We start from the raw sequence: 24,115 nt of genomic DNA, 5'->3' as shown, positions 1-24,115 counted from the left end.
ATGCCAAATGAAGTGTTAACGCATCAGATGATTGCTCGTGAAGCAGCCAAGATGTTAGAAGAGGAAGCGCCTTTTATTGCCAATATCAATAAAGGTCGTCAAGAAGAATTTGGAAAGGATGTCCAAGGTTTTAAGAAAGGTGATGAAGTCACCATTAAAATCCCAACGGCAGGTCAAGTCTTTAATGGGGCAAAATTTGCGGAGGGCAATGGTGCTTCTGCCGTGATCGAAGAATCAGTCAAACTTAAGCTCGATACGCAAAAGCATGTGGCTTTGCAGTTTGGTGCCAAAGAAAAAGTTTTAGACATTACCGACTTTAAAGAACGTATTTTACGTCCTCAGATCGTGACATTATCCTCTGTATTAGAAGCGGATTTGATCGGGCGAGGTGTGGCAGGTACGGCTAACCAAGTGGTAATGTCATTAACAGGTGGTAATCCCTCTAATGCTTTGGCATTGGCACGTGCCAAGTTAAATCAGTATTTAACCCCTGCAGGGGATCGTTCGGCTTTGTTGTCGAGTACTGCCAATGTTGCACTAAGCAATGAAGTTTCTCGGATGTATAATCCGACACGCAGTAGTGAAAAAGCTTATTTGCAAGGTTATGTGTCCAGTGCTTTTGGCGCTGATCTTTATGAGCATCAATCGGTTGCGGTACATAACAACGGGACTGCAGCAGGTTTAACCGTTGCAGGTGCAGCGCAAACAGGAGATCGTTTGGCGATGGCTGCAGCAACAGCAGGCAGTTTAACTGCAGGTACGATTTTTACCATTGCAGGTGTGAATGCGGTTCATCCGCTTACTGGGCAAGACTTGGGGGTATTACAGCAGTTTGTCGTACGTGAAACGGTTAATGTCGGTGCGGCAACAGCAGTACATATTTCTCCATCGCTCAAAGCAGTAGCACCTGCGAAAACTGTGAGTGCTTTGGCTGCCAATGGCGCAGTGATCAGTGTGGTATCGGTGAATGGTTTTCAAAATCTTGAATTCCATAAAGATGCGTTTACCACAGCGTTTGCACCTTTACCTGTATTGGCGTCTTGTGAAGGATATACCGCACGTTTGCCAAGTGGAATTTCGGTGCGTGTCATGACCTTTGGCGATGGTGATGAGGACTATGAACGTACGCGTATAGACGTGTTATATGGCTTTCAAGTGGTTCGTCCACTGCATGCTTGCCGTATTATTCAACAATAAACATTGTGTCAACTTTGCCCCTTGATTGGGGCATTGTCATTTTTAGGAGAACAAGATGGAATACCCAAAAATGTTGTATACAGGCGACACAGTGAATTATTCCTGTCGTGTGGTGCATAGTCTTGATGAAGAATCACAATTCCGTGAAATTGGGTTGGTTGATTTTGCGGATTTGCCTGAGTCTGTTGTGGGATATGAACCTGAAAGTACACAGGAAGCTGATGCACAGTTACAGACTGAAAATGCCCAATTGCGTGTTGAAAATGAGCAGCTTAAAACTCGTATCATGGAACTTGAGCAGGAAAATCAGTCTTTAAATGCCATGATGGATTCGTTTCAGCCGAGTTCCAGTGAAGTAGTGACATTACCTGAAACGGAAGATTTGAATGCACTGACTGTCGAGCAATTGCGTGTTCGTTTGGATGAAAAAGGCGTGAAGTATTTGAAAAGTGATACTAAGCCTGTGTTGGTTGGGTTGTTGCAGGGTGAATTTTTAAAATAAGTACATTTTTAATCGTTTAAGGCAGCCAAAAGGCTGCTTTTTTATTGAGGAAAAATAAATGAAAAAATTTGTTTTAGGGCTTGTCAGCTTGTTTTTACTCGCTGCAAGTAGTTTGAGTGGTGCCAATGTTGCCACGCTAGATGGGTGGGGCATCACCAATCTAACGCCTGATGGTGCTAAAAGCCGAATTGATGCGCAAAAAACCATTGCAGATATTGCCAAAAAATCGCATGCGATGATCCTACCAACTGCGAAAGATGTGAGTAAGGTTTTGGCGCGTGGTGCAGGCGGTTTAGCACTATCAATCGCTGTGGAAGAATTATTGGATGCAGTGGATTGGGTACTTGATCCTGCGAATAATCAGATTGTTTATACTTTGCCACCTGAAAAAAATCCGAAATTATATCCTTTTCTTTATGGTCCAGATAGTGCTTTTCTAGCTATAGAACCATCATCATCTTGTATTTTACAAAATGCTGCTAATGCTGGTTCTTGGGTTGGTGAAATTACTTATAGTAATAATGGTGGACCTTACGGGAAGTGTGTTGGTGAAAATTTTCATGGTTGGGAAGTAAATAAATACCCTAATTTAAATTACGATCCTAATGCCAAGCCCGAAGAAAAAACCCTCCCACTAGAAACCGTTGCAGCCCAAGTCATTTCTAATGCAGAATCAGATGATGCAGATGCACAAGCAGCCACCACTGCCGCAGCTCAGGATATCTTAAATGAAGCTGAGCAGGATGCTGCTAAAGCACAGCCGATTGTTAATCAGTTAGAGGCGAATGCTAAAGAAGATGATGTATGTTATGAAGAATGGAGTTTTGAGGTTAATCAATGTGATGTATGGAGATTTGAAGGACCTGATGAGGATCCTGATCGATGGTATCGAGCATGTAAAGATCGTGCAGCAGATAGATTAAGATTATGCTATAGAAATGGTGGGCAGCCTGACCCTTTTGCACCTCCACCTTGGAGTAAAAACGATTTGTAATAAGGATTTACCGATGAATACTGAAAAAATGCAATTGATCACTGAATACCATAATTCAGGAGAAATTAAGTTGCAGTACTATGTAGATGAAAAGATGCAAAAAAACGGTCAACTTAAGCATTGGAGTAGGGATGGTAAAATACTCTATGAGTCAAATTATTTAAATAATTTGGCTCATGGCAAATATAGGCAATGGGATAAACATGGTAATTTAGTAATATCATCAGAATATAGAAATGGAAAATTAAATGGTTTTTTTCAATATTGGCGAATGAATGGTCAGTTAGCGGAAGAAGGATATTATGTAGATGATATGAGGCAATTAGGTTATAAATGGTATAAACCAAATGGAGAACTTTGGTCTGTTTTCACGGAAGAAGATTTAAAGAATAAGAAGTAGAAGATTGCTCTTAAATTCAAATTCATCAAACCACCTTCGGGTGGTTTTTTATTGCCTATAAATCACCGAAATTTATTTAAACCAAAGCAGCCAAAAGGCTGCTTTTTTATTGAGGAAAAATAAATGAAAAAATTTGTTTTAGGGCTTGCTAGTGTATTTTTGCTCGCTACAAGCAGTTTGAGTAACGCCAATGTCGCCACGCTAGATGGTTGGGGTATCAATAATCTAACCCCTGATGGTGCTAAAAGCCGAATTGATGCGCAAAAAACCGTTGCAGATATTGCTAAAAAATCACATGCGATGATTGCACCAACTGCAAAAGATGTAGGTAAGGTTTTGGTGCGTGGAGCAGGTGGTTTTGCACTTTCAATCGCTGTAGATGAGTTATTGGGTGCGGTAGATTGGGTGCTTGATCCTGCGAATAACCAAATTAAATATTATCCTCCTAACGCAGAATCAGACCCTACTTATCAATGGGTATATGATGGTGTTTTATATAATTCTGCCACTGCTGCATGCCGTGCCTTTTGGAATAAGACAGGATTTGGTTGGACGTTTGTATCAGTTGATCAACCAGATAGGGAATATCCTGGTTGTGTTGGTTATAATGCTGAGCAAAATAGATATGATGCCTATCAGCCTACACAACGTGTTGCACGCATCGAGCCGATTGAAGAAAAAACCCTCCCACTAGAAACCGTTGCAGCCCAAGTCATTTCTAATGCAGAATCAGATGATGCAGATGCACAAGCAGCCACCACTGCCGCAGCTCAGGATATCTTAAATGAAGCTGAGCAGGATGCTGCTAAAGCACAGCCGATTGTTAATCAGTTAGAGGCGAATGCCAAATATTCTAAAGGGGGTAAACAGAATCAAGCTAATGAATATGTACGTAGAGTACAGAACAAAGAAAATGGAGATGAAGATCCTTGTAAGTGGTTAAAGAATCTAAGAAATTCTGAAACAGACCCGCAAATCAAATTAAAAATTAAGAAAGCGGAAAAACATTACAATTGTGATGGTAAAAACCGCTTTGATAAAAAATAAGGAGAACACACATGACTTGGGTAGTAGTTAGTTTTATCAATGTACTTGAGGTGACGGAAGGTACACAAACGGAATTTCCTGTTGAGGAAAGTTTTGTACTATTTAATTTTAATACACAAGAGGAATTGAACCAAAAAATTCAAGCTCACATTGATTTGATCAATGGTGCGGGAGCTGAAGGTATGACTTATTATGATCAACCAGCTAAAGAATACTGTTTGGGTGTTCGTAAAATTAAAGATATTTTTAATGAGGATCCATTGACAGATGATGATCCTCCAGGAGACCGAACAGAACTAACTCATTCCTATATGACTGTTCAGTCTTTACAAGATGCAAAATTACTCGCTGAAGGTAAAGCTGTACAAACTCATTATATAGATGATGATCCATTAGAGTAATACTAACTTTTAAACCACCTTCGGGTGGTTTTTTCATTTTAGGAACATACCCATGAACGTCAGTAAAATAGTCGAATCCGCATTAAAACAACTCGGAGTCCTTGCAGCAGGTGAACATGCCAATGCCGATGAAGTTGCTGACGCAGTGGACTGCCTCAAAGCACTCCTTGCACAATGGGCAACTGAACGCCTCTATCTCTACAAAATCCAAGACATAGAGATCATGTTGCAAGGTACAGGAATATATACGCTCAATCAAACAATCCAAGATGTACTCGAAACAGCGAGTTTGGATGATGAAAAAATCCAAATGCGTCGGGACTTAGAACAAAGCTCCAATGATAAAAATACTGCAAAAGTCATTTATAGCGAAGATACGCCGTATTGGACCTTTCGAGTTGTAGACAATGCCAAAAGCTTAAACGTCAAAGCCTGTGTATTGCCCACAAGCCTTGAGGCTCAAGACCAATTATACATTCCTGATAAATATGAACGTCCCTTAATCCTCAGCTTGGCTTTAGAAATCGCACCAATGTTTGGGGTTGAACCTTCAATGTTGCTAATTAAAAACCAAAGCAGTGCGATTGATCTGTTAAAGCGTAGTAATTCTACGCCCTACTATGTGCAGAATGATTTGCCTGTGGGAGTGCGCCATGCCTGTTATTGATTTACCTATCGTGGGGCAGTCTTACCATTTAAAAGATTGGTCGATTGACTGTCAGCGTACTTTAAATCTCTATCCACAGGTCATTGAAAGCGGCAATACCCCACAAGTCGCTGCACTGTTACCGACTGAAGGTTTATCTAAAAAATTTGAGTTATCAGGGGCGATTCGTGGTCTATATGCACTGCGTGATCGGGTCTTAGTGGTTGCAGGGCAAAAGCTGTATCGCTTCCAAGATAATGTGGTGCATGAAGTTGGTGTAATTAGTGGTCATCAAATGGTGACCTTTGCAGATGACAGTGTGCAAGTGGTGATTACAGGTGATGCAACCTATGTCTATAACATCGAAGATCACAGTTTAAAAACCTTAGAGATTACTGAGGATTCAGGTTTCTTTGGTGCATCGACAGTCACCTTTTTAGATTCACGTTTTATCTGGACTGTGCCCTACACTGGGCAGATTCAATGGTCCAAGTTGTTAAGTTCGGATACAACAGCATTGAGCTATGCCACTGCCGAAGCCAAAAGTGATGATTTGGTCCGTGTGATTGCATCGAATGGGCAACTTTGGTTAATCGGTGAAAAAACCACTGAGATTTGGAATAGCACAGGTTCACAGGATTTACCGTATCAGCGTATGTCGGGTGCTTATATTCCAGTGGGTTGTGTTGCCAAAAATTCGATTACGGTGTTTGGTTCAAGTCTAGTGTGGTTGGCACAAACTGAACATGGTCATAACCAAATCATCATGATGAATGGCTATCAACCGCAGCGTATCAGCAATCATGCCATTGAAACCGAAATCGCTGCTTATGAACGTACAGATGATGCTTATGCATTTTCATATCAGCGCAATGGACATAGTTTTTATTTTATCTCTTTTCCAGCGGCTGAAAAGACGTGGGTCTATGACGCAACTACACAAATGTGGCATGAGCGCAGTTTTTATAATTTAGGCATTTCTAAACATGAACATCATCGCGCGCAAACCCATTGTTTTTTCAATGGTCAGCACCTAGTTGGTGATCGTGAAAATGGCATTGTTTATGTACTTGATCCTGATAACCAAACGGATTTTGGTGCAGACATTGTGCGTGAGCGTACGACACCATGTATTAACCCACATGCAACACGCATGATTTTTGATGAGGTGGAGCTGATTTGTCAGGTCGGGCAGCAACAAAACTTTAAACCTTTGCTGATGTTTGATTGGTCAGATGATCGTGGCAAATCTTGGTCGAATGATCGGATTGAGGACTTGAGTCAAGACATCGGTGGCATCGGGGAATATCAGAAACGAGTGATCTTTCGCAGATTCGGGCAATCCTTTGGGCGAGTATTTCGAGTGCGTATGGCAGGCGGTGGGCGTTTGATTTTAATGGGTGCTAAGGCAAAGGTGAGAGCATGATTATTCCTCAAATTTCTCAAGTGCCCTTACAAGAGCCAATGTATGTACATGGTGTGATGACACCTGTATGGATTCGATTTTTTGAGCGTTTATCTAATTTGCGTAATGATGCCGATCTGATTCAACTAATTGAGTTAGCACAAAAAGTTGCTGAGTTACCAAGCCAGTCTATTCAAGCACAGCAGGGTTTTGATCTTATAGCATTGCAAAACCAAGTTGAGCAAATTCCTATTTTTATGCAGCATCAGAATTTAACTTTTGATTATTTGCCAGTTTATTTACCTGAGCAAATACCAATAGAAAACATCCCAATATCCGCACCGCATATCGAACATTTACCGCCATTACAGGCGGTTTTTTTATGCCCAGTGCAAGACATTCCTTTTATTGAGCCACCAACAGATCAGGTGATTAAAGCATGATTAAGTATCTTTCCCCACTCAAAGCACAAGCTTTAGCTGCAGGTAATAATGAAGTCTATACCGTACCTGCAAATACTATTACTCACATTCGTGCTTTAACTTTTCACAATACCACAGCCGCCAATATGGACATTGAAGTGTATTTGATTCGTTCAAATATCCCAACGGTTGAATCTGGTCAGCGCCTTGTGAAAAAAGTTTTATCTCAAAATGAATCCTATCTGTGTCCTGAAGTGATCAACCATGTGCTGACCGATGGCATGAAAGTGGTCTTAGTGGGCAATGGGGTTAATGCAATGTTATCAGTGTCGGAGCAAGCGGTATGAGCGATTTAGATGTACATGATGAAATTGGTAATTTACTACTTGATAATTTAGTTTGTAATCATGTAGATGAAGTAAAACAAGATTATACGGATAAAATACATAATCTTCAAAATTTACTTTTAAATCAAGAGCAAGCATGGCATGGAGAAATCCATCACTTTGCGCCAGGTGTTTATACGCGAGAATTTCGCTGCTTTGAAAATACCCTGCTGGTCGGTAAAACGCATCGTCATGAACACATGTTTATATTGCTAGAAGGTAAATGCACAGTTACAACCGAAGATAAGATAATTACTTTAGAAGCTCCCTACATAGGAAAATCACCTGCGGGTGTTAAAAGAGCTTTATATACACATACAGATATCATTTGGGTAACAATTCATCCGACCAATGAAACAGATGTAGCAAAAATTGAAGAATGGCTAACTGTTCCTGACGATGAGGTGAGAGAGTTTAGAAAAATGTTAGGTTTGGATTGTAAATCAAATCAGGGAGTTGAGTAATGAGTGTATGGGCAGCAGGGGCAGCAGTTGTAGGTGCCGTTGGAGGAGCAGCTTTATCAGCAAGAGCGTCTAAAAAAGCCGCAAAACAACAAGCGGAATCAACAGATCGAGCAAGTGAAATTCAAAAAGAAATGTATGATCAGACTCGATCTGATCTTGACCCGTATCGCCAAGCTGGGACAAATGCACTTGGACAATTAACGGGTTTTAATCCTCAAAACTACGAGGGCAACCCATTTAGCTTTAATGGTTCATCTAACCCTGCATATAGTAGTCAGCAATTTGTAGCAGCAGACCCTTACCAAGCCAAAGAACCTTATGAAGCACAGCAATTTAAATTTGAAGAATCACCGAGCTATCAATTCCGCAAGCAACAAGGTATGGATGGGATTCAGTCTCAAGCTGCTGCAGGGGGAGGATTGCTGAGTGGTGCTACTTTAAAAGCACTGAATAATTACAATAGTAATCTTGCCTCGCAAGAATATGACAATGCTTTTAATCAATATCAAACCGATGAAAATCGGCGCTTTAATCAGTATCAGACAGATGATGCAAGGCTGTATGGACAATATTTAAATACTGAAAATCAGCGTTTTAATCAATACTTTAATCAAGAACAATTAAATCAGACCCAACACCAACAGGCATTTAATAACTGGCAGTCGCAAGATAACAATGCCTATAACCGTTTTACAACGGATCAGAATAACCGTTATGACCGTTTAATGCAGTTAGCAAACATGGGGCAAAGTGCGGCTGTGCAGCAGGGTAATGCAGGAATACAGACAGGACAAGCTGTAGCAAATAACACAATGGCAGGCGCGAATGCTTTGGCAGCAGGTCAAGTTGGTCAAGCAAATGCTTGGGGTAATGCTATAGGGCAGCTAGGTACGGTTGCAGCAGCATATGCAAATCGCAATACAAAAACTGGAGGAACAATCTAATGGTGATTGATGCTCGCATTCCTTTGATGACGCAAGGCATTGATGGATTGAAAATGCTTAAAGATGGTTCTGAACTTGCGGACATGTGGATAAAGGACAAATCAGAAGGTGAGCTTTCTCGCATCTATAACGAGTCACAAGGCGATTTAGATAAGATGCTATCTATAGCACCACAATCTAAATACGCTCGTTGGATCATGCCACAATTGCAGTCTCAAAAAGCTGCTCAAGCAAAGGCAGCAATTGATCAGCAACAATCACTCGCTGATATAAGTAAAACTCAATCCGAAGCATATAAAAACAACCAACAAGGGGGTGGTTATGCTTTAGATAATTCAGGTAAAAAATTAGGTGCAATACAAGGCGCATTTCAACAAGCATCAATGACAGGAGATAAAACACAGGTTTTACTTGGTTTAAATGGGCTAGTGAGAGCCGGTATGATTCCCTCAGAAGAATACGAACATCAATCAACTATTGTAAATGCCATGACCCCTGATGAGCTAAAACAATTTGCAGGTGGGATTAATTTTGCGAATGCGAAAGACCCTGCGTCAATCCAATATACGTCTGCCGATAATCGTCTTGATAATCAAACTTTAAAAGAAAATGCACAACTGAGCGCTCAGACGAGTAAATACGGCATAGATACTGTCGCTCAAACTGCAGCGAATAAACTTGAGCAAGATCAAAAGCAGTTTGATACTCCTAAGTTTGAAAAAACAGTAACAGCCCCTAACGGGAATGTTTACGGTGTTTATTCTGATGGTAGTGTTGATTTGCTAACCGATAAGTCAGGAAATACTGTTGTTGAGCAACAAAAACTAAGTACTCCCAAACTTTCAGATAAAGCATTAAATCAAGTTAATGATGCAAATATGGCACTATCTCAAGCTAATTTAAACTATCGAAAAATTGGACAACTGGTTGTAGATATCCGAGACGGTAATTTGAATTTAAGTGCTGCAAATCAGATAGGTGCTAAAGTTAAAAACTTTGCGGGAATGTCTGATCAAAACAGCTTGGGTGTTGAAAACTTTAATACGGTTTTAAATCAAGCTGTCAATGATGTTTTAATGTTAGCAAAAGGTACTCAAACAGAAGGAGATGCACAGCGTGCTGCAAGGGTTATTGCTGCAAATCCTCCAAGAGATAATAAAGCTGCGATGCAAGTTTTGAATCGTTTAGCAGGGTTACAGCGAAATATCATAGAAACCTTAAATCAAAATATTGATGGTATTTATGGTAATTATGGCATACAGCGACCACAACAAGGGGGGCAACAACCAAAGCAAAATGCCCCTGAAACTTTTGATTCGTATGGGTATGCGCCTTAAAATACTTTTTGTGTAATAAGCTTTGTGCATTTTTTATGCTATATTCCCCTCATTTAGGTGGGGGAAATTTAATGAAGTCAAAAAATATTGTAATTCTTCTATTTTGTTGGGTATTTTCGTCCATAACGCATGCAGGCGAATGTGTTCCAAAAAAACATGCAAAGATACCAAATATCACGGGAAAATCTTACCATCAAGCACGTAAATTACTTATTGGTAATCAATGGCAACCTTTTAGGACACTTAATATCAATACAGCTAAAGAAAATTTAGGGTACGGGAATGGGTTAACTTTTTGGAACAAAGGCTATCGTGAGGTTGAGAATTGTGCAGGAACAGGTATGGCTCCCTGCATATTTAATTTTAAAGATGTGTATGGTAATAATCTCAAAATATATACAGAGGGAGAAGAGGATAAGAAATACCCTGCAACTGTTTCTAGTTATGAATTCAATTGTGAATATTTTAAATAAAAAAGAATAAAATATTTATTCTTAGGAATACAAAATGAAAAAACTAATTTTAATTTGTGGGTTACTTACTTTTATGATAAGAGGTAATTGTTATCCTCTTGACACTTCTATTCCTTTACAAGTAAAAAACATTGATATTATAAAAATGATGGAAGATGGCAATCGAATATCGGAAATCAATGCTAATAATGCTATAGAGAGGGAAAAGAATAGAATATATAAAGAGGGGCAAGGGAACGCTGAAGTAATGCTTGAGCTTGCAAAAAAATCCAAACTAGCAAGTAAAATCGTTCCTTATTTTCAAGAACAAGCGTATCAACAACAGATGTATGAATTAAATAGACTGAAATTACAAGTTGAAATAGAAAAAATTAAACAAGGTGAGCAACTAAATACTATAAAAAGCCCACCACCACCAATGAATACTAATTAAACCACCTTCGGGTGGTTTTTTATTCCCTAAGGAAAACCCATGGCAACTTTAAAAGAGCTTCAAGAAGCACTCGCAAATCCAAATGTGCGAAAGATGTTGAATACGATTGCTGCATCTGAGGGCGTAAAACATGGATATAACACACTGTTTGGCAACGAACTTATTCAAAATTTATCAGCCCATCCAAACATTAAAAAAAGATTCACTCAGACTGATGGTAAAACCAATGTCACTACTGCTGCAGGGCGATATCAATTTTTAAATGGCACTTGGAACAATGTAGCTCAGCAATACGGTTTAAGGGACTTTTCACCAAGGAATCAGGACTTAGGGGCAATCGCTTTAATTGCGGGTCGTGGCGCACTCGACGATGTGATCAAAGGAAATTATCGTCAGGCAATTTTAAAACTAGGTCCTGAGTGGGCATCTTTACCGAGTTCAACTTATAAGCAAGGTAAGCGCTCTTGGGAATTTATTAATAAACAGCTTGGAACAGATGTAGGACATGAACAGATTAGTAGTACATCTCCCCCAAAAATGATGGGCAAAATTTCAGCAGATGACTTCCAAAAAATTATATCGGGCGGTACATCTGAACCGAAGGTAATGGGTAAAATTTCAGCAGAAGATTTTCAAAAAATCATGGGGAATAACAACTCTAAGCCCCAATTGATGGGGAAAATTTCAGCAACAGATTTTCAAAAAATAATGGCAGGTAATACTGGGAGCTAAATAATGGCGGGTGAGCAAACAAGAGCATTTATTGCAAATGAACGTAGCGCAGGTACAAGTGATATTAAAATTTTCAATAAGTTGCTTGATAATCCGAAATTTGTAGCAGGACTTAAAAAAGCAAACCAAGAGACTGGTGTTACAAATCGCCAATTTGCCGCAGGTTTGGGGCTAAAAATCTCTAATCAGCCTGTTGATCTCCCAAAAATGCAACAAGACAGTAAAAAGGCACAAGCCAAAGAACAAGGCAAAACCAAGGCTTGGGAATCAGGATTACTGGGTTTTTCTGATTTGGGTGCAGGTGTTTTACAAGGTGTGAATTATGCTGCTGATGGTGTGAGCAAAGGCATAAATAAGGTTGCAGGCACTAATCTCGATACCAAATCTTATGAACGAGTTACACAGCAACGCAAAGAGATTGAAGAAAACCATAATTTGCGTAGAGAGGCAAATGACCAAGGTTTTGACTGGATGCGTTTGGGCGGGCAAGTTGCAGCAACCGCACCCATGGCAGCACTGGGGCGAACGTATCAAGGTGCAAAAATACTGTCAGGTGCAGGTGCCAAAGTTGCAGCACAAAATGCAGCAGTTGGGGCGGGCATTGGGGCAGCAAGCTTTGCGAAAGATGCAGATCATCGAATGTTGAATACCGCTTTGGGCGGTGTTGGTGGTGCAGCAGGTGGAGCAATTGGCGAGAAGATTGGTCGTGGTGTCAGCTCTCTCAACCGTAAATTCAATCCTGCATCATCAACACATGTGACGAATGCACAGGTTGAGAGTCAAATTGATATTATTTTAAGTCAAATGGATGATGGTTTAAATGGTATTCGATTAGGTGATTTAACAGCACAAGCACAGGCACAATTAAAGAATGAAGTAAAAAAATTAATGCAGCAAGGTCGCACGCCTGACGCTCAAACATTACAACGCATGAGCGTATTTACTGACTTAAAATCCAAGGGTTTTGATCTTAAACCAACTGGCAAGCAAGCAACAGGCAGCGCTCAACTTTGGACAAAAGAAACAAATTTATCAAAGCTAGACGGTGCAGAACCACTTGCAAAAAAATACTCACAAGATCATGCAAATCTAAAAGCACTAGTTGATGATTTTGAGTTTAAAACAGGTGGTAATGCGGCAGATGAGTTTCAAGTGGGTGATGATCTATTTAAGCAACTTCGACAACAGGATGAATCAAGAAACAATTATATTGCTGCAATGTATAATCATGCAAAACAGCATACAGGCAATGACTTAACACTTGATGCAGGTCGATTTGCCAATAATATGAAAAACGCTCTTGATGAAGATCTAGCTGATATAAGTTTACTCCCATCGCCACTTTTAAAGAAAGTTCAAGATTTTGCAAATGGTGTAAAACCTTTTACGCTTGCTGAAAAAGAAGTCATGGTGAAGCAGCTTAATCGCAGAATTTCAGGCGCAGACAACCAAACACGATACGCACTACAGTCATTTAGAAATTCACTTGAAAAAGAAGTGGATGACTCACTAAATGCCTTTGGTACACAACTACAGGGGCAAGCAAAAACTGCATGGGATGATGCACGAAAAGCAGCAACAGGGCGTTTTGGCTTGATTGATCGCACGCCTGCACTGAAAAAAGCATTAAATGATGCTGAACCTGATAAAGCATTTGATCAGCTAGTTTGGCGCGGCAATGTTCGTCAGCTTGAATCAATGGTGAAAGAGCTAGAAAACACCCCTGAAGTGTTAAACAACATTAAACAAATGATTGTAAAACGCATTGCTGAAAAATCATTTGGAGTGTTAGATACCTTTAGCCCAAAAGGGATGAGTGATGCTTTAAAATCAATTGGCGATCGAAAGTTAGCTCTATTTTTTAAGCCTGAAGAATTGAAGCATTTGAAAAATATCAATGCAGCAGGTCGTTACTTAATTAGCCAACCGCCAGGTGCTAACGTCAACCACTCAAACTCAGCATCCGCTTTTGCAAATTACTTAAGCTCATTCATTAAATTACCTGTGGTTAAGGGTGCTGTAGATAAATGGGTGGTCTCTCCAAGTCGAGGAGTAAATGCGCACATTAAGATCAATCAAGGTGCAAACGCTTTAGCAAAAACATCCACACAAAACCCAAGTAGCGGTGCTGAATTATCACTAATAGATCGACTTGTAAAAGCAGGGATTTTAAGTGGAGCAAACCTCCCAAATCAATGAGGTTGATATGCTTTTAACCATCGCAATGCCTGTACAACTTCCCAAGATGCAATTCTTCGACCAACAAGGCAAACCGCTTGTTGGCGGGAAAATCTATTCTTATAAAGTGGGTACAGGTGAATTTAAACCGACTTATAAAAATGCACAGAAAACTGCTTTAAATAAAAACCCTGTGGTTTTGGATGGGGCAGGCTGTGCATTTATCTATTTAAACGGAAATCATCACTTAAAAATCTTTGATAAACAAGGTCAATTGATCGAAGAAAGATGGGTACCTAGCACTGAGTTTAGAACATTTTTCTTTGATAAATTTGGGAAGGCTTTAAGGTTTGGCAAAGTCTATACACATGACTTTGAATCTACGATGCCAAAACCATCTTATCAAAACCCTGAAAAATCTTTCTTAAACCCGAACCCAATCATCTTGGATGACGATGGTAGTGCCATGATCTGTATCAATGGCTCTTATCGTTTGCGTGTTTATGATGAAAAAGGGGTGTTCCAAGGTGATCAGGATTTCTTTAGAAATGTGGCATATGCACTGACGAGTAAGCCTTATCCGAATTATTTTGATGAAAGGATATCAGCAAGCATATCTCTTGAAAAAGTTGTGGTACATGATGCTCAAAATATTCAAGAAAGCGTTGGATCATCAATCACATTGCTCACAGCAAGTGTTAGAGAGCTTCAAATCACATATCCTGTTGAAATAGGGTCGATTAACTCTACTTTAATATTGCCATCTGCTCAAATCACAAAAGAAGTATCTTATCTGAATTTAAAGATAGATCCTCTTCACTTAAATTCTCAAATAAGTGTGGTATCTGCGCAAACCACTAAAGAATTTAATTTTTTAAAATATCAACAGGAACCAACATCTGTTCAAACTAATATTAGTTTGACTGATGCAGTTCTGATACAGGGTTAAAAAATCATGTACTTAAAGTCAAATATTAATGTTGGTGCACAATTCAAATTAATCAAACATAAAGGGGATGCTTCCAAGCCAACTGAGGAGACGGATTACTTTCATAATCTCGTACTTGATTCTGGTCTTGAGAGAATGTCAGTTGGATCTGTTTTAGGCTATGTTTCTGTTGGCTCGGGGAACAGTATTCCAAATATTTCACAAACATCCTTAGATAATTTTATAGCAAGTACAAACTCGCAAAATGGCGCAGATGCAGTAGGAAACCAATTAGTAACAAAACCTTATTACTCGTGGGCTAGAAGAACTTATAGATTTAATGCTGGCGTTGCGGCAGGCAATTTATCGGAAATCGGAGTTGGTTGGACAAGTACCAATCTTTTTAATCGAACATTGATAAAAGACTTAAATGGTAATCCAACAACATTAACTGTTCTTAATGACGAGTTTCTTGATGTTATTGTAGAGATTCGTGCGTATCCTCAAGAAATAATTACAGGGAGTTTTAATTTACTAGATAAATTGGGAAATATTAAAAGTAACCACACAATCAGTGGTACTTGTCTTTTTATCAGTTCCCCCTCTTTTATTTTAGGGAACGTATTACTTGGTGCGTACACCGACTGGGCAGGTGGGGAAAGAATGACAGTGTTTAGTGGAGATGCGGGTACTTCAGTGACCATAAGCCCACAAGGTACGGTTGATAATACAGATTACTCAAAAACAACATACCCAACAGCTAAAAGTTGCAGAAACAAGGCTATTTTAAGACTAGATATGGCAAATATGTTGCATAAAAGCTTTGTAATTCCTGTGTCAAGACTTTGCAGTCCTGAAACATCACAGAATGGTTATAAAATCCAAATTGAGCCGCCCATCTTAAAAAATCCAAATATGGAAATTCAGTACACATTTGAATTAAGTTGGGGGCGATACACACCATGATGCCTGAAAACACTCTTTCATCAAGCCCCATTTTCGGGGCTTTTTTAGTGCCTGATCGATACGATCCGCTTATCGACTATGAATGGGGTGGTGTGGATTTACTGGATACTTCACAGGGGTTACAAGTCAAAATCTGGACGTGTTTTTATGATGGTAATTGGATTTGTGTGCAATCAGGTGACATTTTACATCGCTTAATTCAAGTCGAACATGTCACAGCTTTGAGTTTGGCATTTGATTTCAATATGCATCCAACTATTGCCTATATTTCTGATTTTAAAATGTATTTGTATTGGTATGACACAGCGCAAGGCAAGCAAATCACCACTGAATATGGATTGGATTATCTCAATCCTCAACTTTCTCTTGATGATCATCGACTACATCAATCAGGTAATGCAGACATTATTTTTGCCTATCTAAAAAATGGAAATTTGTATTATCGACAGCAACGTGACCGTTTTTTAATTGAGCGCTTACTTCAACAAGATATTGAAGTCGAGTTAAAGCAAATCGGTATGAACAATAAAAACAGATTTCAATTTGTTTTTTGGTAAATGCATCAAAACATGAGCATCCGAAAGGGTGCTTTTTTATTGTCTAAATTTAAGGATTAAATATGAACGACCCGATTTCTTTAAAAGGTCTGCCTTGGTTACTCAAAATTGTGGCTGCTGTTGTTGGAGCAATTTTCGCATTAACTTTGTCAGGAGATATTGATACCCAAGGGCGAATTAAGATTACGCCCAGTGTCATTATGAAATTTACATTTAGCGTGGCAATCAGTTTATATGGCGGCTCAGCTTTTATTGAATATTACCAACTTGATCAACACTATACACACATGGCGCAAGGCTTTGTAATGTTGTTATTTGCAGTATTTGGCATGTTATGTATTGGCATCCTTTATCAATCCATCCAAATGTTCAAAGGTAAATCGCTATCTGAAATCATCACTGAAATTAAAGAAACATTTGGGGCGATATTTAAATGAATAAAGATCAAATTATCAAAATCCAAAAAATTGTGGGTGTGAATGCTGATGGGGTTTTAGGTAAAGACACGCTTACTGCAATTTTTAAAAAGCTCGGTGCAAATAATATCCGTGCATCTGAATTAGGCTTGGCTGCAAATGTTCACATGCGTACTTATAAAATCTTAGACAATGTAAATCGCTTTGTACATTTTTTAGCGCAGGTGGCACATGAAAGTGGCAACTTTATTTACATGGAAGAAATCGCATCTGGGGCAGCTTATGAAGGTCGCAAAGACTTGGGCAATGTACATTCTGGTGATGGAAAGCGTTATAAGGGACGTGGATCAATTCAACTCACTGGACGTGCAAATTATCGTAAGTATGGTCAAGCGCTAGGTTTAGATTTTGAAAATCATCCAGATATGGTGGCTTATCCAAGTGTTGGAATACTTGTTGCTTGTAAATATTGGTCCGATCAAGGGCTCAACGAGTTGGCAGATCAGAATGATATTTTATCTATTACAAAGAAAATTAACGGTGGGGTAAATGGCTTGGAAGATCGTAAAAAGCATTTAGCGAAGTTAAAAGGGTGGGTGTGATTTTATTGTAACAAAATAAAGGGCGACACTTGGGCGCCAATAAGATTTAAGTTATTGATTTTAAAAGTTGTACTGTTCTTTGACATCGTAGAGGTCACCAGTTCGAATCTGGTTAAACCTACCAAGATATTAAATTCATATAAACTTACATATATTTATATGAATAAAAAGCCCTAAATTATAATGATTTAGGGCTTTTTTATGTCTATATATACCCTATAGATTAATTGATATGGGGTATAATTGGCTTTATGGAAAAGAATCTTTGTAGAATTACTTTTATATTGAGTTTATGAGCTTATAACATTTGTATCTATTTAGGAAGGGATGCTCTAAATATTTTCTGGAACTATATGCACTCATACTTTAGCAACTTTCCTATGCTATATAAGAGGTATCGAGATGATTAAAATAGAAAATAGCTCCGTCGTAGGAACAGTACGTCGCCTTCAGATCGGTCAAGTCATGCCTTTTGTTCGTGAGCAAGTTAGTGCAATTAATAAATATGCTGTTGATAAAGTTACAGTTACGACGACGGGATGCATAGGTGATGAACAGGGAGATCCTTTTTCCATGGTGGGCAATTACAGGCAGTTCACCAAATGCCTCAGCACGTCTATAAGTTGATTCAAACGGAATTTCCTTCAGTTACAATCTATGAAGGCATGCTTGGAGAAAACTTAATCGTATCGGATATGCATGAAACGAATGTCTGCATTGGTGATATCTTTCAAATTGGTTCAGTACAAATGCAAATTACTCGACCTAGACGCCCTTGTTGGAAAATAGACTCTCAATTAAATAAGCGTGGAGTAGCTAAATTTTTACAAGAGCAAGGCTGCGTAGGCTGGTATTATCGTATTATTAAAACAGGCAATATGCAGTTAAATGATAATTGTTTTTTAATTTCAAGAGCATATCCCTTTGCATCATTAACCAAACTTTGGGAAATTTACAATGATAAAAATTTTCGTGATCCTAATGAGATTGAGCGTTGGTTAGCTATCGATGTGCTAGAACAAAGCTTCAAAGAAGTACTTCGTAAAAGATTACGTTAATTATTTAGTCTTATTATATAGACTTGAGTTTATTAATTCTGAATATGAGTGTAATGCTGATCAGTTAAGAATTTTTTAATCCTCCCCCTTACGGAACATGTTCCTCACCTTTTTCAAAGGAGGGATGAGTAGCACTGCTACGCAAGATTACTAAAAATTACTTTAGTTACTTGAAGTTCCCCTCTTTCTCAAAGAGGGGTAGGGGAGATTTTTAGAAATCTATTCAATAAACTTGCTTAACTGACTGGTATTAGAATATGAGTGAGTTGTTAAGAGTTATGATTATAAAGAACTGGCTAAAATAACACTTGCACTCGAAAATTTTGAAATTAATTTTATAAAAATACAATTAGGCATGCTTTTTTTAGGTACTTGAGCATTTATTTTATAAACACTCTCTAAAAATGATTAGTATGATAAATAGAAATGTCTTGTATACCTCTGGCTACTACTATAAGGGCATAGTTTACTTATTTAAATTATATTCAAATAAAAACTCAAATATTCGTGTTACTCCAATTACTGTGAGTAAATTGTTATCTAAGCATAAGTAAAATAACAAAACTTAAATAAATCGTTGGAGTTTTAGGCGCATACTAGTGTCAGTAATAAAAAGTCACATAACAAAAAATTTTCATGTGAGGAGCGTTAGAATGAATCTAATTTCACTGTTAAAAGAAAAAGTCATTCCTGTAGTTTTAAAAGGTGAAACTACATATTTAACAGAAAAAAGCACAGCCTTAGCTGAATTTTTCCCATTTTTATTGGCGATCTTAAAGGCTAAACCGAGCTTAATTTCATTATTCCAAAATAACTTAAATCCAAGATTAAGTGATGTTTTTAATACTCAATCTGAATTGAAAGAGCAATATTTGGATAGTGTTAGTCAACATGTTCCTCGAGGTGAAATTGAAAACGTGCTCAATCGCTCGATTCCTGCAACTTTAAATGTACTGGAAGATGAAGCAGGCTCAAGTGATCCGACTGTCATTCAACATTTTTTAGAGCAACATCATCATGATATTGGAACAGGTTTAGCACCTTGGGCAAGAGGTATTTTGGCTGCGTTAGGTTTTGGTACATTAGCAACAACTGCAAACACAACGTCTCAACCTGTAACGCCAACACCTGTACAACCCGTTGTTGAAGAAAAGAAGAAATCAAGTCCTTGGATTCCGTTAATTGCTTTATTGATTTTATTATTGTTGGCATTTTGGTTGTTACGCAGTTGTAAGACTGAAGAAGCTGAACCCGTTAGCAGTACTGTAGTCAGTAATACGAACCAGCAGCCTGCTTATTTTCAAATTTCTACGGATGCTACTGGCGGTTTAGTGACCTGTCAGGCGAAGATAGGCGATCCAAATTATATTGATATTTTACAAAAAGAAGTGAAGCAAATTTTCACCCATGTAAATGGGTGCGGTGCAGACTCAAGCAACAACTTTAATGCTGCATTGGTAGATCAAAATGCCTTGGTGAGTGTTTTAAAACTGTTAAAAGGCGTACCGAATGTATCTATGATATGGACAGGCAATCAAATTACTTTACAAGGTGCAGATACAGCTACTTTGCAAAGCTTGGCGGATAAAATCAAACCTTTGGTAAAAGATGTGCAAATTGTTGTAGAGCAACCTGCTATTTTGGATGAAAATACAGCCGTAAATACAAGTATCGACAAAGCCAAACAAGCTTTGAGTCAAATTGACCCAAATCAAGTACGTCCACTTGATATCGCTACTGCACTAAATTTACAAATTATTAACTTTGCTTCTGCATCAGCAGAAATTCCAGAAGTGAATAAATCTGTATTAGATCAAGCTGCTGCTTTAATTAACAAAGTACCGAATGTCGAGTTGATTGTGAAAGGCTATACCGATGCAACGGGGAACGCTGATGCCAATAAAACGCTTTCTCAAAAACGTGCAAAATCTGTAGTGGACTATTTAGTTAGTAAAGGGGTAGATCCAAGTAAACTACAAGCACAAGGTTTCGGTCAGGCTGACCCTGTAGCGGATAATGCGACCAAAGAAGGTCAGTTTAAAAATCGTCGTATCGAGTTTGAAGTGATTAATACTGAAACTGGAACTGTACGAAAAGTAGATGAGCAAGGTGTAGAAGAAGAGAAAAATTAATTTTTTCCCAAGTCATATTTCTCAAAGTAAAAACGAGTGACAATGATCACTCGTTTTTTATTTGCATTCAGTATGGATTCATTGAAAAATACACAGGTTTTTCTTGTTTTGTTTTAATCATAAAAAGTGAATATTATCATGCGGATAAGTTTTATTGGTTCAGGTCGAGTTGCGACACATTTAGCACAGATTTTTGCGAAACAACATCAGATTGTGCAAATTATGAGTCCGACTTTAGCACACGCACAAAAACTTGCAGATTTGGTAGACGCACAAGCGATAAATACTTTTGAAGCCATTGAGCCGAACATCGACTTATGTGTGATTGCAGTAAGTGATCAGATGATTTCGCAAACCATTCAAAAGTTATCGCATTATTTCCAACAAACCTTGATTGTGCATACTTCAGGAAGTACGCATTTAAATGTATTAAAACAATACTATGATAATGTTGGGGTTTTTTATCCATTGCAAACCTTTAGTTTTGAAAGTGAAATTAACTGGAAAAATACACCTTTATTTATTGAAGCAGCCTTAGATAATCAACAAGCAAAATTGTTTAATTTAGCAAATAGCCTAAGTGACCGTGTCTATTTATATTCTTCAGAACAACGCTTAAGTTTGCATTTAGCGGCTGTTTTTGCATGTAATTTCAGTAATTATTGTTATGACATGGCAAAACAAATTGTTGATCAACATCAGGTAGATTTTAATTTGCTTTATCCATTAATTTTAGAAACTGCCAATAAAGCCACCCAAAATGATCCCAAAATTGTACAGACAGGGCCTGCGATGCGTGGTGATCAAAATATTTTAATGATGCATCGAAATTTATTAGTAGACGCACAACGTGAAGATTTAGCACAGGTCTATCAATTGCTTAGTGAGCAAATTATGCAAAGGCAGAATAATTAAATTATTATAGATACGGTATTTTTGCTTGATTTTATGGAATGTTCATCTTATCTTCAAGGCAAGATGATCAATAATAAATACGCAATAAAATGAACTCACATACGCATTTATTAGAAAAAGTCCAATGGCGAGATCTCGTCCATTTGCGCCAAAAAGATATTGTTTTTGAGTTAATGATTTCACTGCCGTGGTTGGTTTTATCGTTTATTCTGGCGTATTTTGCTTGGTATCCCATCGCATTATTTTGTTCATTTATGTTCTTTTTAACAGGTTTGCGACAAGTTCATAATGCGTTTCATTTTGCTTTGGGAATTAGTCGACAACAAACCCATTGGTCGATGTTAATACTCAGCATTTTAATGTTGGGTTCAATGCATGCTGTGCAGATTAATCATTTGCGACATCATCAATACTGTATGCAAGCACAAGATGTTGAAGCAAAAAGTGCACGTATGAAATGGTGGCAAGCACTTTTATTTGGTCCAATTTTTCCGTTTATGTTACATAAAAAAGCCTTTGAGGTTGGAACAGCGACACAGAAAAAATGGATGAGCGCCGAGCTTTTAGCCAATGTGATGGTACTGGTTTTGGTATTTTTTATCTTAGATCTGACATTCTTAAAATATCATGTCATTGCGATGTTGATTGGACAATGTATGACCGCATTTTTTGCAGTATGGACTGTACATCATGATACGGAAGATCATATTTATATGGCACGTACTGTTCGCAATGAGTTCAAGCGGGTCATCACCTATAATATGTTTTATCATGTTGAACATCATTTATTTCCTGCCGTACCTACCCGAAATTTACATATTTTGGCGAAACGCTTAGATGCTTATGATCCGAACGTTGAAATTCGAGAAGTATTCTAGCGATAAAATAAGCGTTGCTAAGCGATCATCATGCTTACTCAGTTGGTAAAAACTACCAAAAAAATCACAAAACTGTCTGACAAGGAAATTGACAAGTAATGACCGTTTTGACAGATTTACATGGGTTATATTTTTGTGATTTTGATTATGCAGCAAAACAACAACAAGCAGAATTTGAGTGATTCAAAGAATTATCATCGTGTCACGATTTTAGGTGGTGGTTTTGCAGGCTTAGGTGCAGCCATTAAGCTCAAAGAAATGGGCATAGATGATTTTATCTTATTAGAAAAAGCGGCTGAATTAGGCGGTGTTTGGCGTGAAAACACCTATCCAGGATGTGCCTGTGATGTACCTTCAGCATTATATTCTTATTCTTTTGAACAAAATCCAGCATGGTCACGCGTGTTTGCACCACAAGCTGAAATTAAAGAATATTTACTCAATGTCGCAGATAAATATAACATCATGCCACATGTCAAACTTGAGCATGAAGCTTTAGCTGCAAAGTGGTCGGATGCAGAGCAGTGTTGGATTATTCAAACCAATCAAGGTGAATTTCGTTCGCAATTTGCCATTATGGCATGTGGTCCGATGCATGAACCAGTGATGCCAGATATTCAAGGAATTGAATCATTTAAAGGGGAAATTTTCCATTCATCTCGTTGGCGTCATGATATTGATTTAACAGGTAAGCGTGTTGCAGTCATTGGTACGGGGGCATCAGCGATTCAGTTTGTGCCGCAAATCCAACCCCAAGTAAAACAACTCACGATATTTCAGCGTACTGCACAATGGATTTTACCAAAATCAGATATGCCACTGCTTACACCTGTACGTGCGATGTTTAAATTATTGCCTTTGACGCAGCAGTTAATGCGTGGTTCAGTTTATGGGATTTTTGAAACCATTAATGGGGGTATTCAAAGTCCTGCGGCAATGATGCAATTTCAAAAATTAGCCAAATGGCATTTAAATTTTCATATTAAGGATGCTGCTTTAAGAGAAAAATTAACACCGAATTTTATTATTGGCTGTAAGCGTATTTTGCAGTCGAATAACTGGTATCCAGCACTGGCTCAAAAAAATGTCGATGTAATTGCCAGTGGTTTAAGTAAAATTCAAGGCAATACGTTGATTGCGAGTAATGGTGAGCAGTGTGAAGCAGACATTATTATTTTAGGCACAGGTTTTGAAATTGCAAACCCACCGATCGCAAGCCGTGTTTACAATCGTTTTAATCAAAAAATGTCGGATGTGTGGCAAGGGAGTGCAGAAGGTTATTTAGGAACTATGGTTGAAGGATGTCCAAATGGCTTTTTAATGTTTGGTCCAAATATTGCAGTGAGTTCTTCAGCATTTATTATTATTGAGGCGCAATTAACTTATATTATGTCGGCAATCAAACAGGCTTTAGAGTTGGGTATCCAAACCATAGAGCCAGAACCTGAAATTACTCGTAAATACAATGAAAAAGTCCAAGCCGCACTACAAACTACAGTCTGGAATAAAGGGGGCTGTCATAGTTATTTTATTGATAAAAATGGACGGAATAGTACAGTTTGGCCTTGGACGACATTTAGATTAAAACAAAAACTAAAACATTTTGATTTAAAAGAGTATTTAATTGATTATACGCCTGAGCAACCTAAAGGTTCAGCGCTTGTTGAATAAATAAATTTTTTAAGCTTATCTTTAAAAATAA

At 38.3% G+C, this 24,115-nt stretch carries 26 protein-coding genes and 1 pseudogene; all 27 read left to right on the top strand.

Annotated features, from left to right (window positions below; all coding sequences use genetic code 11):
• Positions 1–1,197, top strand: coding sequence for a P22 phage major capsid protein family protein (locus tag HUS24_RS05400; RefSeq protein ID WP_173911056.1), 1,197 nt, complete (start codon positions 1–3; stop codon positions 1,195–1,197).
• 55 nt (positions 1,198–1,252) lie between these two features.
• Entirely contained in the window at positions 1,253–1,699 is a 447-nt protein-coding gene (locus HUS24_RS05395) for a hypothetical protein (protein WP_173911055.1), read from the top strand.
• Between the two features lie 58 nt (positions 1,700–1,757).
• Complete coding sequence (locus HUS24_RS05390) at positions 1,758–2,693, top strand: hypothetical protein (RefSeq protein WP_173911054.1); 936 nt, start codon at positions 1,758–1,760, stop codon at positions 2,691–2,693.
• Positions 2,694–2,706: 13 nt separating this feature from the next.
• Positions 2,707–3,093 (top strand): toxin-antitoxin system YwqK family antitoxin, encoded by a 387-nt coding sequence (locus HUS24_RS05385; RefSeq protein WP_173911053.1) that lies wholly within the window; start codon positions 2,707–2,709, stop codon positions 3,091–3,093.
• 123 nt (positions 3,094–3,216) lie between these two features.
• Positions 3,217–4,140: a hypothetical protein gene (locus HUS24_RS05380; protein WP_173911052.1), complete on the top strand. Its 924-nt coding sequence runs from the start codon at positions 3,217–3,219 to the stop codon at positions 4,138–4,140.
• Positions 4,141–4,151: 11 nt separating this feature from the next.
• Positions 4,152–4,541 (top strand): hypothetical protein, encoded by a 390-nt coding sequence (locus tag HUS24_RS05375; protein WP_173911051.1) that lies wholly within the window; start codon positions 4,152–4,154, stop codon positions 4,539–4,541.
• 52 nt (positions 4,542–4,593) lie between these two features.
• Positions 4,594–5,208, top strand: coding sequence for a hypothetical protein (locus tag HUS24_RS05370; RefSeq protein ID WP_173911050.1), 615 nt, complete (start codon positions 4,594–4,596; stop codon positions 5,206–5,208).
• A complete protein-coding gene (locus HUS24_RS05365) occupies positions 5,195–6,613 on the top strand; it encodes a packaged DNA stabilization protein (protein WP_173911049.1) in 1,419 nt (472 codons plus the stop codon). The genes HUS24_RS05370 and HUS24_RS05365 overlap by 14 nt, the downstream gene beginning before the upstream one ends.
• Complete coding sequence (locus HUS24_RS05360) at positions 6,610–7,035, top strand: hypothetical protein (protein WP_173911048.1); 426 nt, start codon at positions 6,610–6,612, stop codon at positions 7,033–7,035. The genes HUS24_RS05365 and HUS24_RS05360 overlap by 4 nt, the downstream gene beginning before the upstream one ends.
• Positions 7,032–7,361 (top strand): hypothetical protein, encoded by a 330-nt coding sequence (locus tag HUS24_RS05355; protein WP_173911047.1) that lies wholly within the window; start codon positions 7,032–7,034, stop codon positions 7,359–7,361. The genes HUS24_RS05360 and HUS24_RS05355 overlap by 4 nt, the downstream gene beginning before the upstream one ends.
• Positions 7,358–7,864, top strand: coding sequence for a hypothetical protein (locus HUS24_RS05350; RefSeq protein ID WP_173911046.1), 507 nt, complete (start codon positions 7,358–7,360; stop codon positions 7,862–7,864). The genes HUS24_RS05355 and HUS24_RS05350 overlap by 4 nt, the downstream gene beginning before the upstream one ends.
• On the top strand, positions 7,864–8,808 hold the full coding sequence (locus tag HUS24_RS05345) for a hypothetical protein (protein WP_173911045.1): 945 nt from the start codon (positions 7,864–7,866) through the stop codon (positions 8,806–8,808). Before HUS24_RS05350 ends, HUS24_RS05345 begins: the two co-directional genes overlap by 1 nt.
• Positions 8,808–10,145, top strand: coding sequence for a hypothetical protein (locus HUS24_RS05340; protein ID WP_173911044.1), 1,338 nt, complete (start codon positions 8,808–8,810; stop codon positions 10,143–10,145). Before HUS24_RS05345 ends, HUS24_RS05340 begins: the two co-directional genes overlap by 1 nt.
• A gap of 71 nt (positions 10,146–10,216) precedes the next feature.
• Positions 10,217–10,618, top strand: coding sequence for a hypothetical protein (locus tag HUS24_RS05335; RefSeq protein ID WP_173911043.1), 402 nt, complete (start codon positions 10,217–10,219; stop codon positions 10,616–10,618).
• Between the two features lie 34 nt (positions 10,619–10,652).
• Positions 10,653–11,051, top strand: coding sequence for a hypothetical protein (locus tag HUS24_RS05330; RefSeq protein ID WP_173911042.1), 399 nt, complete (start codon positions 10,653–10,655; stop codon positions 11,049–11,051).
• A 39-nt stretch (positions 11,052–11,090) separates the two neighbouring features.
• The gene (locus tag HUS24_RS05325) at positions 11,091–11,783 is read left to right on the top strand and encodes a glycoside hydrolase family 104 protein (protein WP_173911041.1); all 693 of its coding nucleotides are present in this window, start codon (positions 11,091–11,093) and stop codon (positions 11,781–11,783) included.
• A gap of 3 nt (positions 11,784–11,786) precedes the next feature.
• On the top strand, positions 11,787–13,982 hold the full coding sequence (locus tag HUS24_RS05320; protein WP_173911040.1) for a hypothetical protein: 2,196 nt from the start codon (positions 11,787–11,789) through the stop codon (positions 13,980–13,982).
• Entirely contained in the window at positions 13,957–14,910 is a 954-nt protein-coding gene (locus HUS24_RS05315; protein ID WP_173911039.1) for a hypothetical protein, read from the top strand. The genes HUS24_RS05320 and HUS24_RS05315 overlap by 26 nt, the downstream gene beginning before the upstream one ends.
• A 6-nt stretch (positions 14,911–14,916) precedes the next feature.
• The gene (locus HUS24_RS05310) at positions 14,917–15,855 is read left to right on the top strand and encodes a hypothetical protein (protein ID WP_173911038.1); all 939 of its coding nucleotides are present in this window, start codon (positions 14,917–14,919) and stop codon (positions 15,853–15,855) included.
• Between the two features lie 47 nt (positions 15,856–15,902).
• The gene (locus tag HUS24_RS05305) at positions 15,903–16,412 is read left to right on the top strand and encodes a hypothetical protein (RefSeq protein ID WP_173911037.1); all 510 of its coding nucleotides are present in this window, start codon (positions 15,903–15,905) and stop codon (positions 16,410–16,412) included.
• Positions 16,413–16,474: 62 nt separating this feature from the next.
• Positions 16,475–16,849: a hypothetical protein gene (locus HUS24_RS05300; protein WP_173911036.1), complete on the top strand. Its 375-nt coding sequence runs from the start codon at positions 16,475–16,477 to the stop codon at positions 16,847–16,849.
• Positions 16,846–17,430, top strand: a complete 585-nt coding sequence (locus HUS24_RS05295; RefSeq protein ID WP_173911035.1) for a glycoside hydrolase family 19 protein — start codon at positions 16,846–16,848, stop codon at positions 17,428–17,430. The genes HUS24_RS05300 and HUS24_RS05295 overlap by 4 nt, the downstream gene beginning before the upstream one ends.
• Positions 17,431–18,011: 581 nt before the next feature.
• A pseudogene (locus HUS24_RS05290) lies at positions 18,012–18,488 on the top strand (MOSC domain-containing protein); the annotation flags it as partial.
• A 653-nt stretch (positions 18,489–19,141) separates the two neighbouring features.
• Positions 19,142–20,620: an OmpA family protein gene (locus tag HUS24_RS05285; protein WP_173911033.1), complete on the top strand. Its 1,479-nt coding sequence runs from the start codon at positions 19,142–19,144 to the stop codon at positions 20,618–20,620.
• A 138-nt stretch (positions 20,621–20,758) separates the two neighbouring features.
• On the top strand, positions 20,759–21,535 hold the full coding sequence (locus HUS24_RS05280; RefSeq protein ID WP_173911032.1) for a Rossmann-like and DUF2520 domain-containing protein: 777 nt from the start codon (positions 20,759–20,761) through the stop codon (positions 21,533–21,535).
• Between the two features lie 89 nt (positions 21,536–21,624).
• Complete coding sequence (locus HUS24_RS05275) at positions 21,625–22,413, top strand: fatty acid desaturase (protein WP_173911031.1); 789 nt, start codon at positions 21,625–21,627, stop codon at positions 22,411–22,413.
• Positions 22,414–22,560: 147 nt separating this feature from the next.
• Positions 22,561–24,084 carry an NAD(P)/FAD-dependent oxidoreductase gene (locus tag HUS24_RS05270; protein ID WP_173911404.1) on the top strand — a complete coding sequence of 508 codons (1,524 nt, stop codon included), beginning with the start codon at positions 22,561–22,563 and terminating at the stop codon, positions 24,082–24,084.
• Positions 24,085–24,115 lie beyond the last annotated feature (31 nt).

The sequence above is a fragment of the Acinetobacter sp. Marseille-Q1618 genome, from assembly GCF_902809855.1.
Taxonomy (GTDB): Bacteria; Pseudomonadota; Gammaproteobacteria; order Pseudomonadales; family Moraxellaceae; genus Acinetobacter.
Note: the sequence above shows the minus strand (reverse complement) of the source record. Positions and strands in the feature narration are given on the sequence as shown.

Coding starts and splice junctions, on each gene's coding strand:
- HUS24_RS05400 (WP_173911056.1), top strand. CDS start 1: ATGCCAAATGAAGTGTTAACGCATCAGATGATTGCTCGTGAAGCAGCC.
- HUS24_RS05395 (WP_173911055.1), top strand. CDS start 1,253: ATGGAATACCCAAAAATGTTGTATACAGGCGACACAGTGAATTATTCC.
- HUS24_RS05390 (WP_173911054.1), top strand. CDS start 1,758: ATGAAAAAATTTGTTTTAGGGCTTGTCAGCTTGTTTTTACTCGCTGCA.
- HUS24_RS05385 (WP_173911053.1), top strand. CDS start 2,707: ATGAATACTGAAAAAATGCAATTGATCACTGAATACCATAATTCAGGA.
- HUS24_RS05380 (WP_173911052.1), top strand. CDS start 3,217: ATGAAAAAATTTGTTTTAGGGCTTGCTAGTGTATTTTTGCTCGCTACA.
- HUS24_RS05375 (WP_173911051.1), top strand. CDS start 4,152: ATGACTTGGGTAGTAGTTAGTTTTATCAATGTACTTGAGGTGACGGAA.
- HUS24_RS05370 (WP_173911050.1), top strand. CDS start 4,594: ATGAACGTCAGTAAAATAGTCGAATCCGCATTAAAACAACTCGGAGTC.
- HUS24_RS05365 (WP_173911049.1), top strand. CDS start 5,195: ATGCCTGTTATTGATTTACCTATCGTGGGGCAGTCTTACCATTTAAAA.
- HUS24_RS05360 (WP_173911048.1), top strand. CDS start 6,610: ATGATTATTCCTCAAATTTCTCAAGTGCCCTTACAAGAGCCAATGTAT.
- HUS24_RS05355 (WP_173911047.1), top strand. CDS start 7,032: ATGATTAAGTATCTTTCCCCACTCAAAGCACAAGCTTTAGCTGCAGGT.
- HUS24_RS05350 (WP_173911046.1), top strand. CDS start 7,358: ATGAGCGATTTAGATGTACATGATGAAATTGGTAATTTACTACTTGAT.
- HUS24_RS05345 (WP_173911045.1), top strand. CDS start 7,864: ATGAGTGTATGGGCAGCAGGGGCAGCAGTTGTAGGTGCCGTTGGAGGA.
- HUS24_RS05340 (WP_173911044.1), top strand. CDS start 8,808: ATGGTGATTGATGCTCGCATTCCTTTGATGACGCAAGGCATTGATGGA.
- HUS24_RS05335 (WP_173911043.1), top strand. CDS start 10,217: ATGAAGTCAAAAAATATTGTAATTCTTCTATTTTGTTGGGTATTTTCG.
- HUS24_RS05330 (WP_173911042.1), top strand. CDS start 10,653: ATGAAAAAACTAATTTTAATTTGTGGGTTACTTACTTTTATGATAAGA.
- HUS24_RS05325 (WP_173911041.1), top strand. CDS start 11,091: ATGGCAACTTTAAAAGAGCTTCAAGAAGCACTCGCAAATCCAAATGTG.
- HUS24_RS05320 (WP_173911040.1), top strand. CDS start 11,787: ATGGCGGGTGAGCAAACAAGAGCATTTATTGCAAATGAACGTAGCGCA.
- HUS24_RS05310 (WP_173911038.1), top strand. CDS start 14,917: ATGTACTTAAAGTCAAATATTAATGTTGGTGCACAATTCAAATTAATC.
- HUS24_RS05300 (WP_173911036.1), top strand. CDS start 16,475: ATGAACGACCCGATTTCTTTAAAAGGTCTGCCTTGGTTACTCAAAATT.
- HUS24_RS05295 (WP_173911035.1), top strand. CDS start 16,846: ATGAATAAAGATCAAATTATCAAAATCCAAAAAATTGTGGGTGTGAAT.
- HUS24_RS05285 (WP_173911033.1), top strand. CDS start 19,142: ATGAATCTAATTTCACTGTTAAAAGAAAAAGTCATTCCTGTAGTTTTA.
- HUS24_RS05280 (WP_173911032.1), top strand. CDS start 20,759: ATGCGGATAAGTTTTATTGGTTCAGGTCGAGTTGCGACACATTTAGCA.
- HUS24_RS05275 (WP_173911031.1), top strand. CDS start 21,625: ATGAACTCACATACGCATTTATTAGAAAAAGTCCAATGGCGAGATCTC.
- HUS24_RS05270 (WP_173911404.1), top strand. CDS start 22,561: ATGCAGCAAAACAACAACAAGCAGAATTTGAGTGATTCAAAGAATTAT.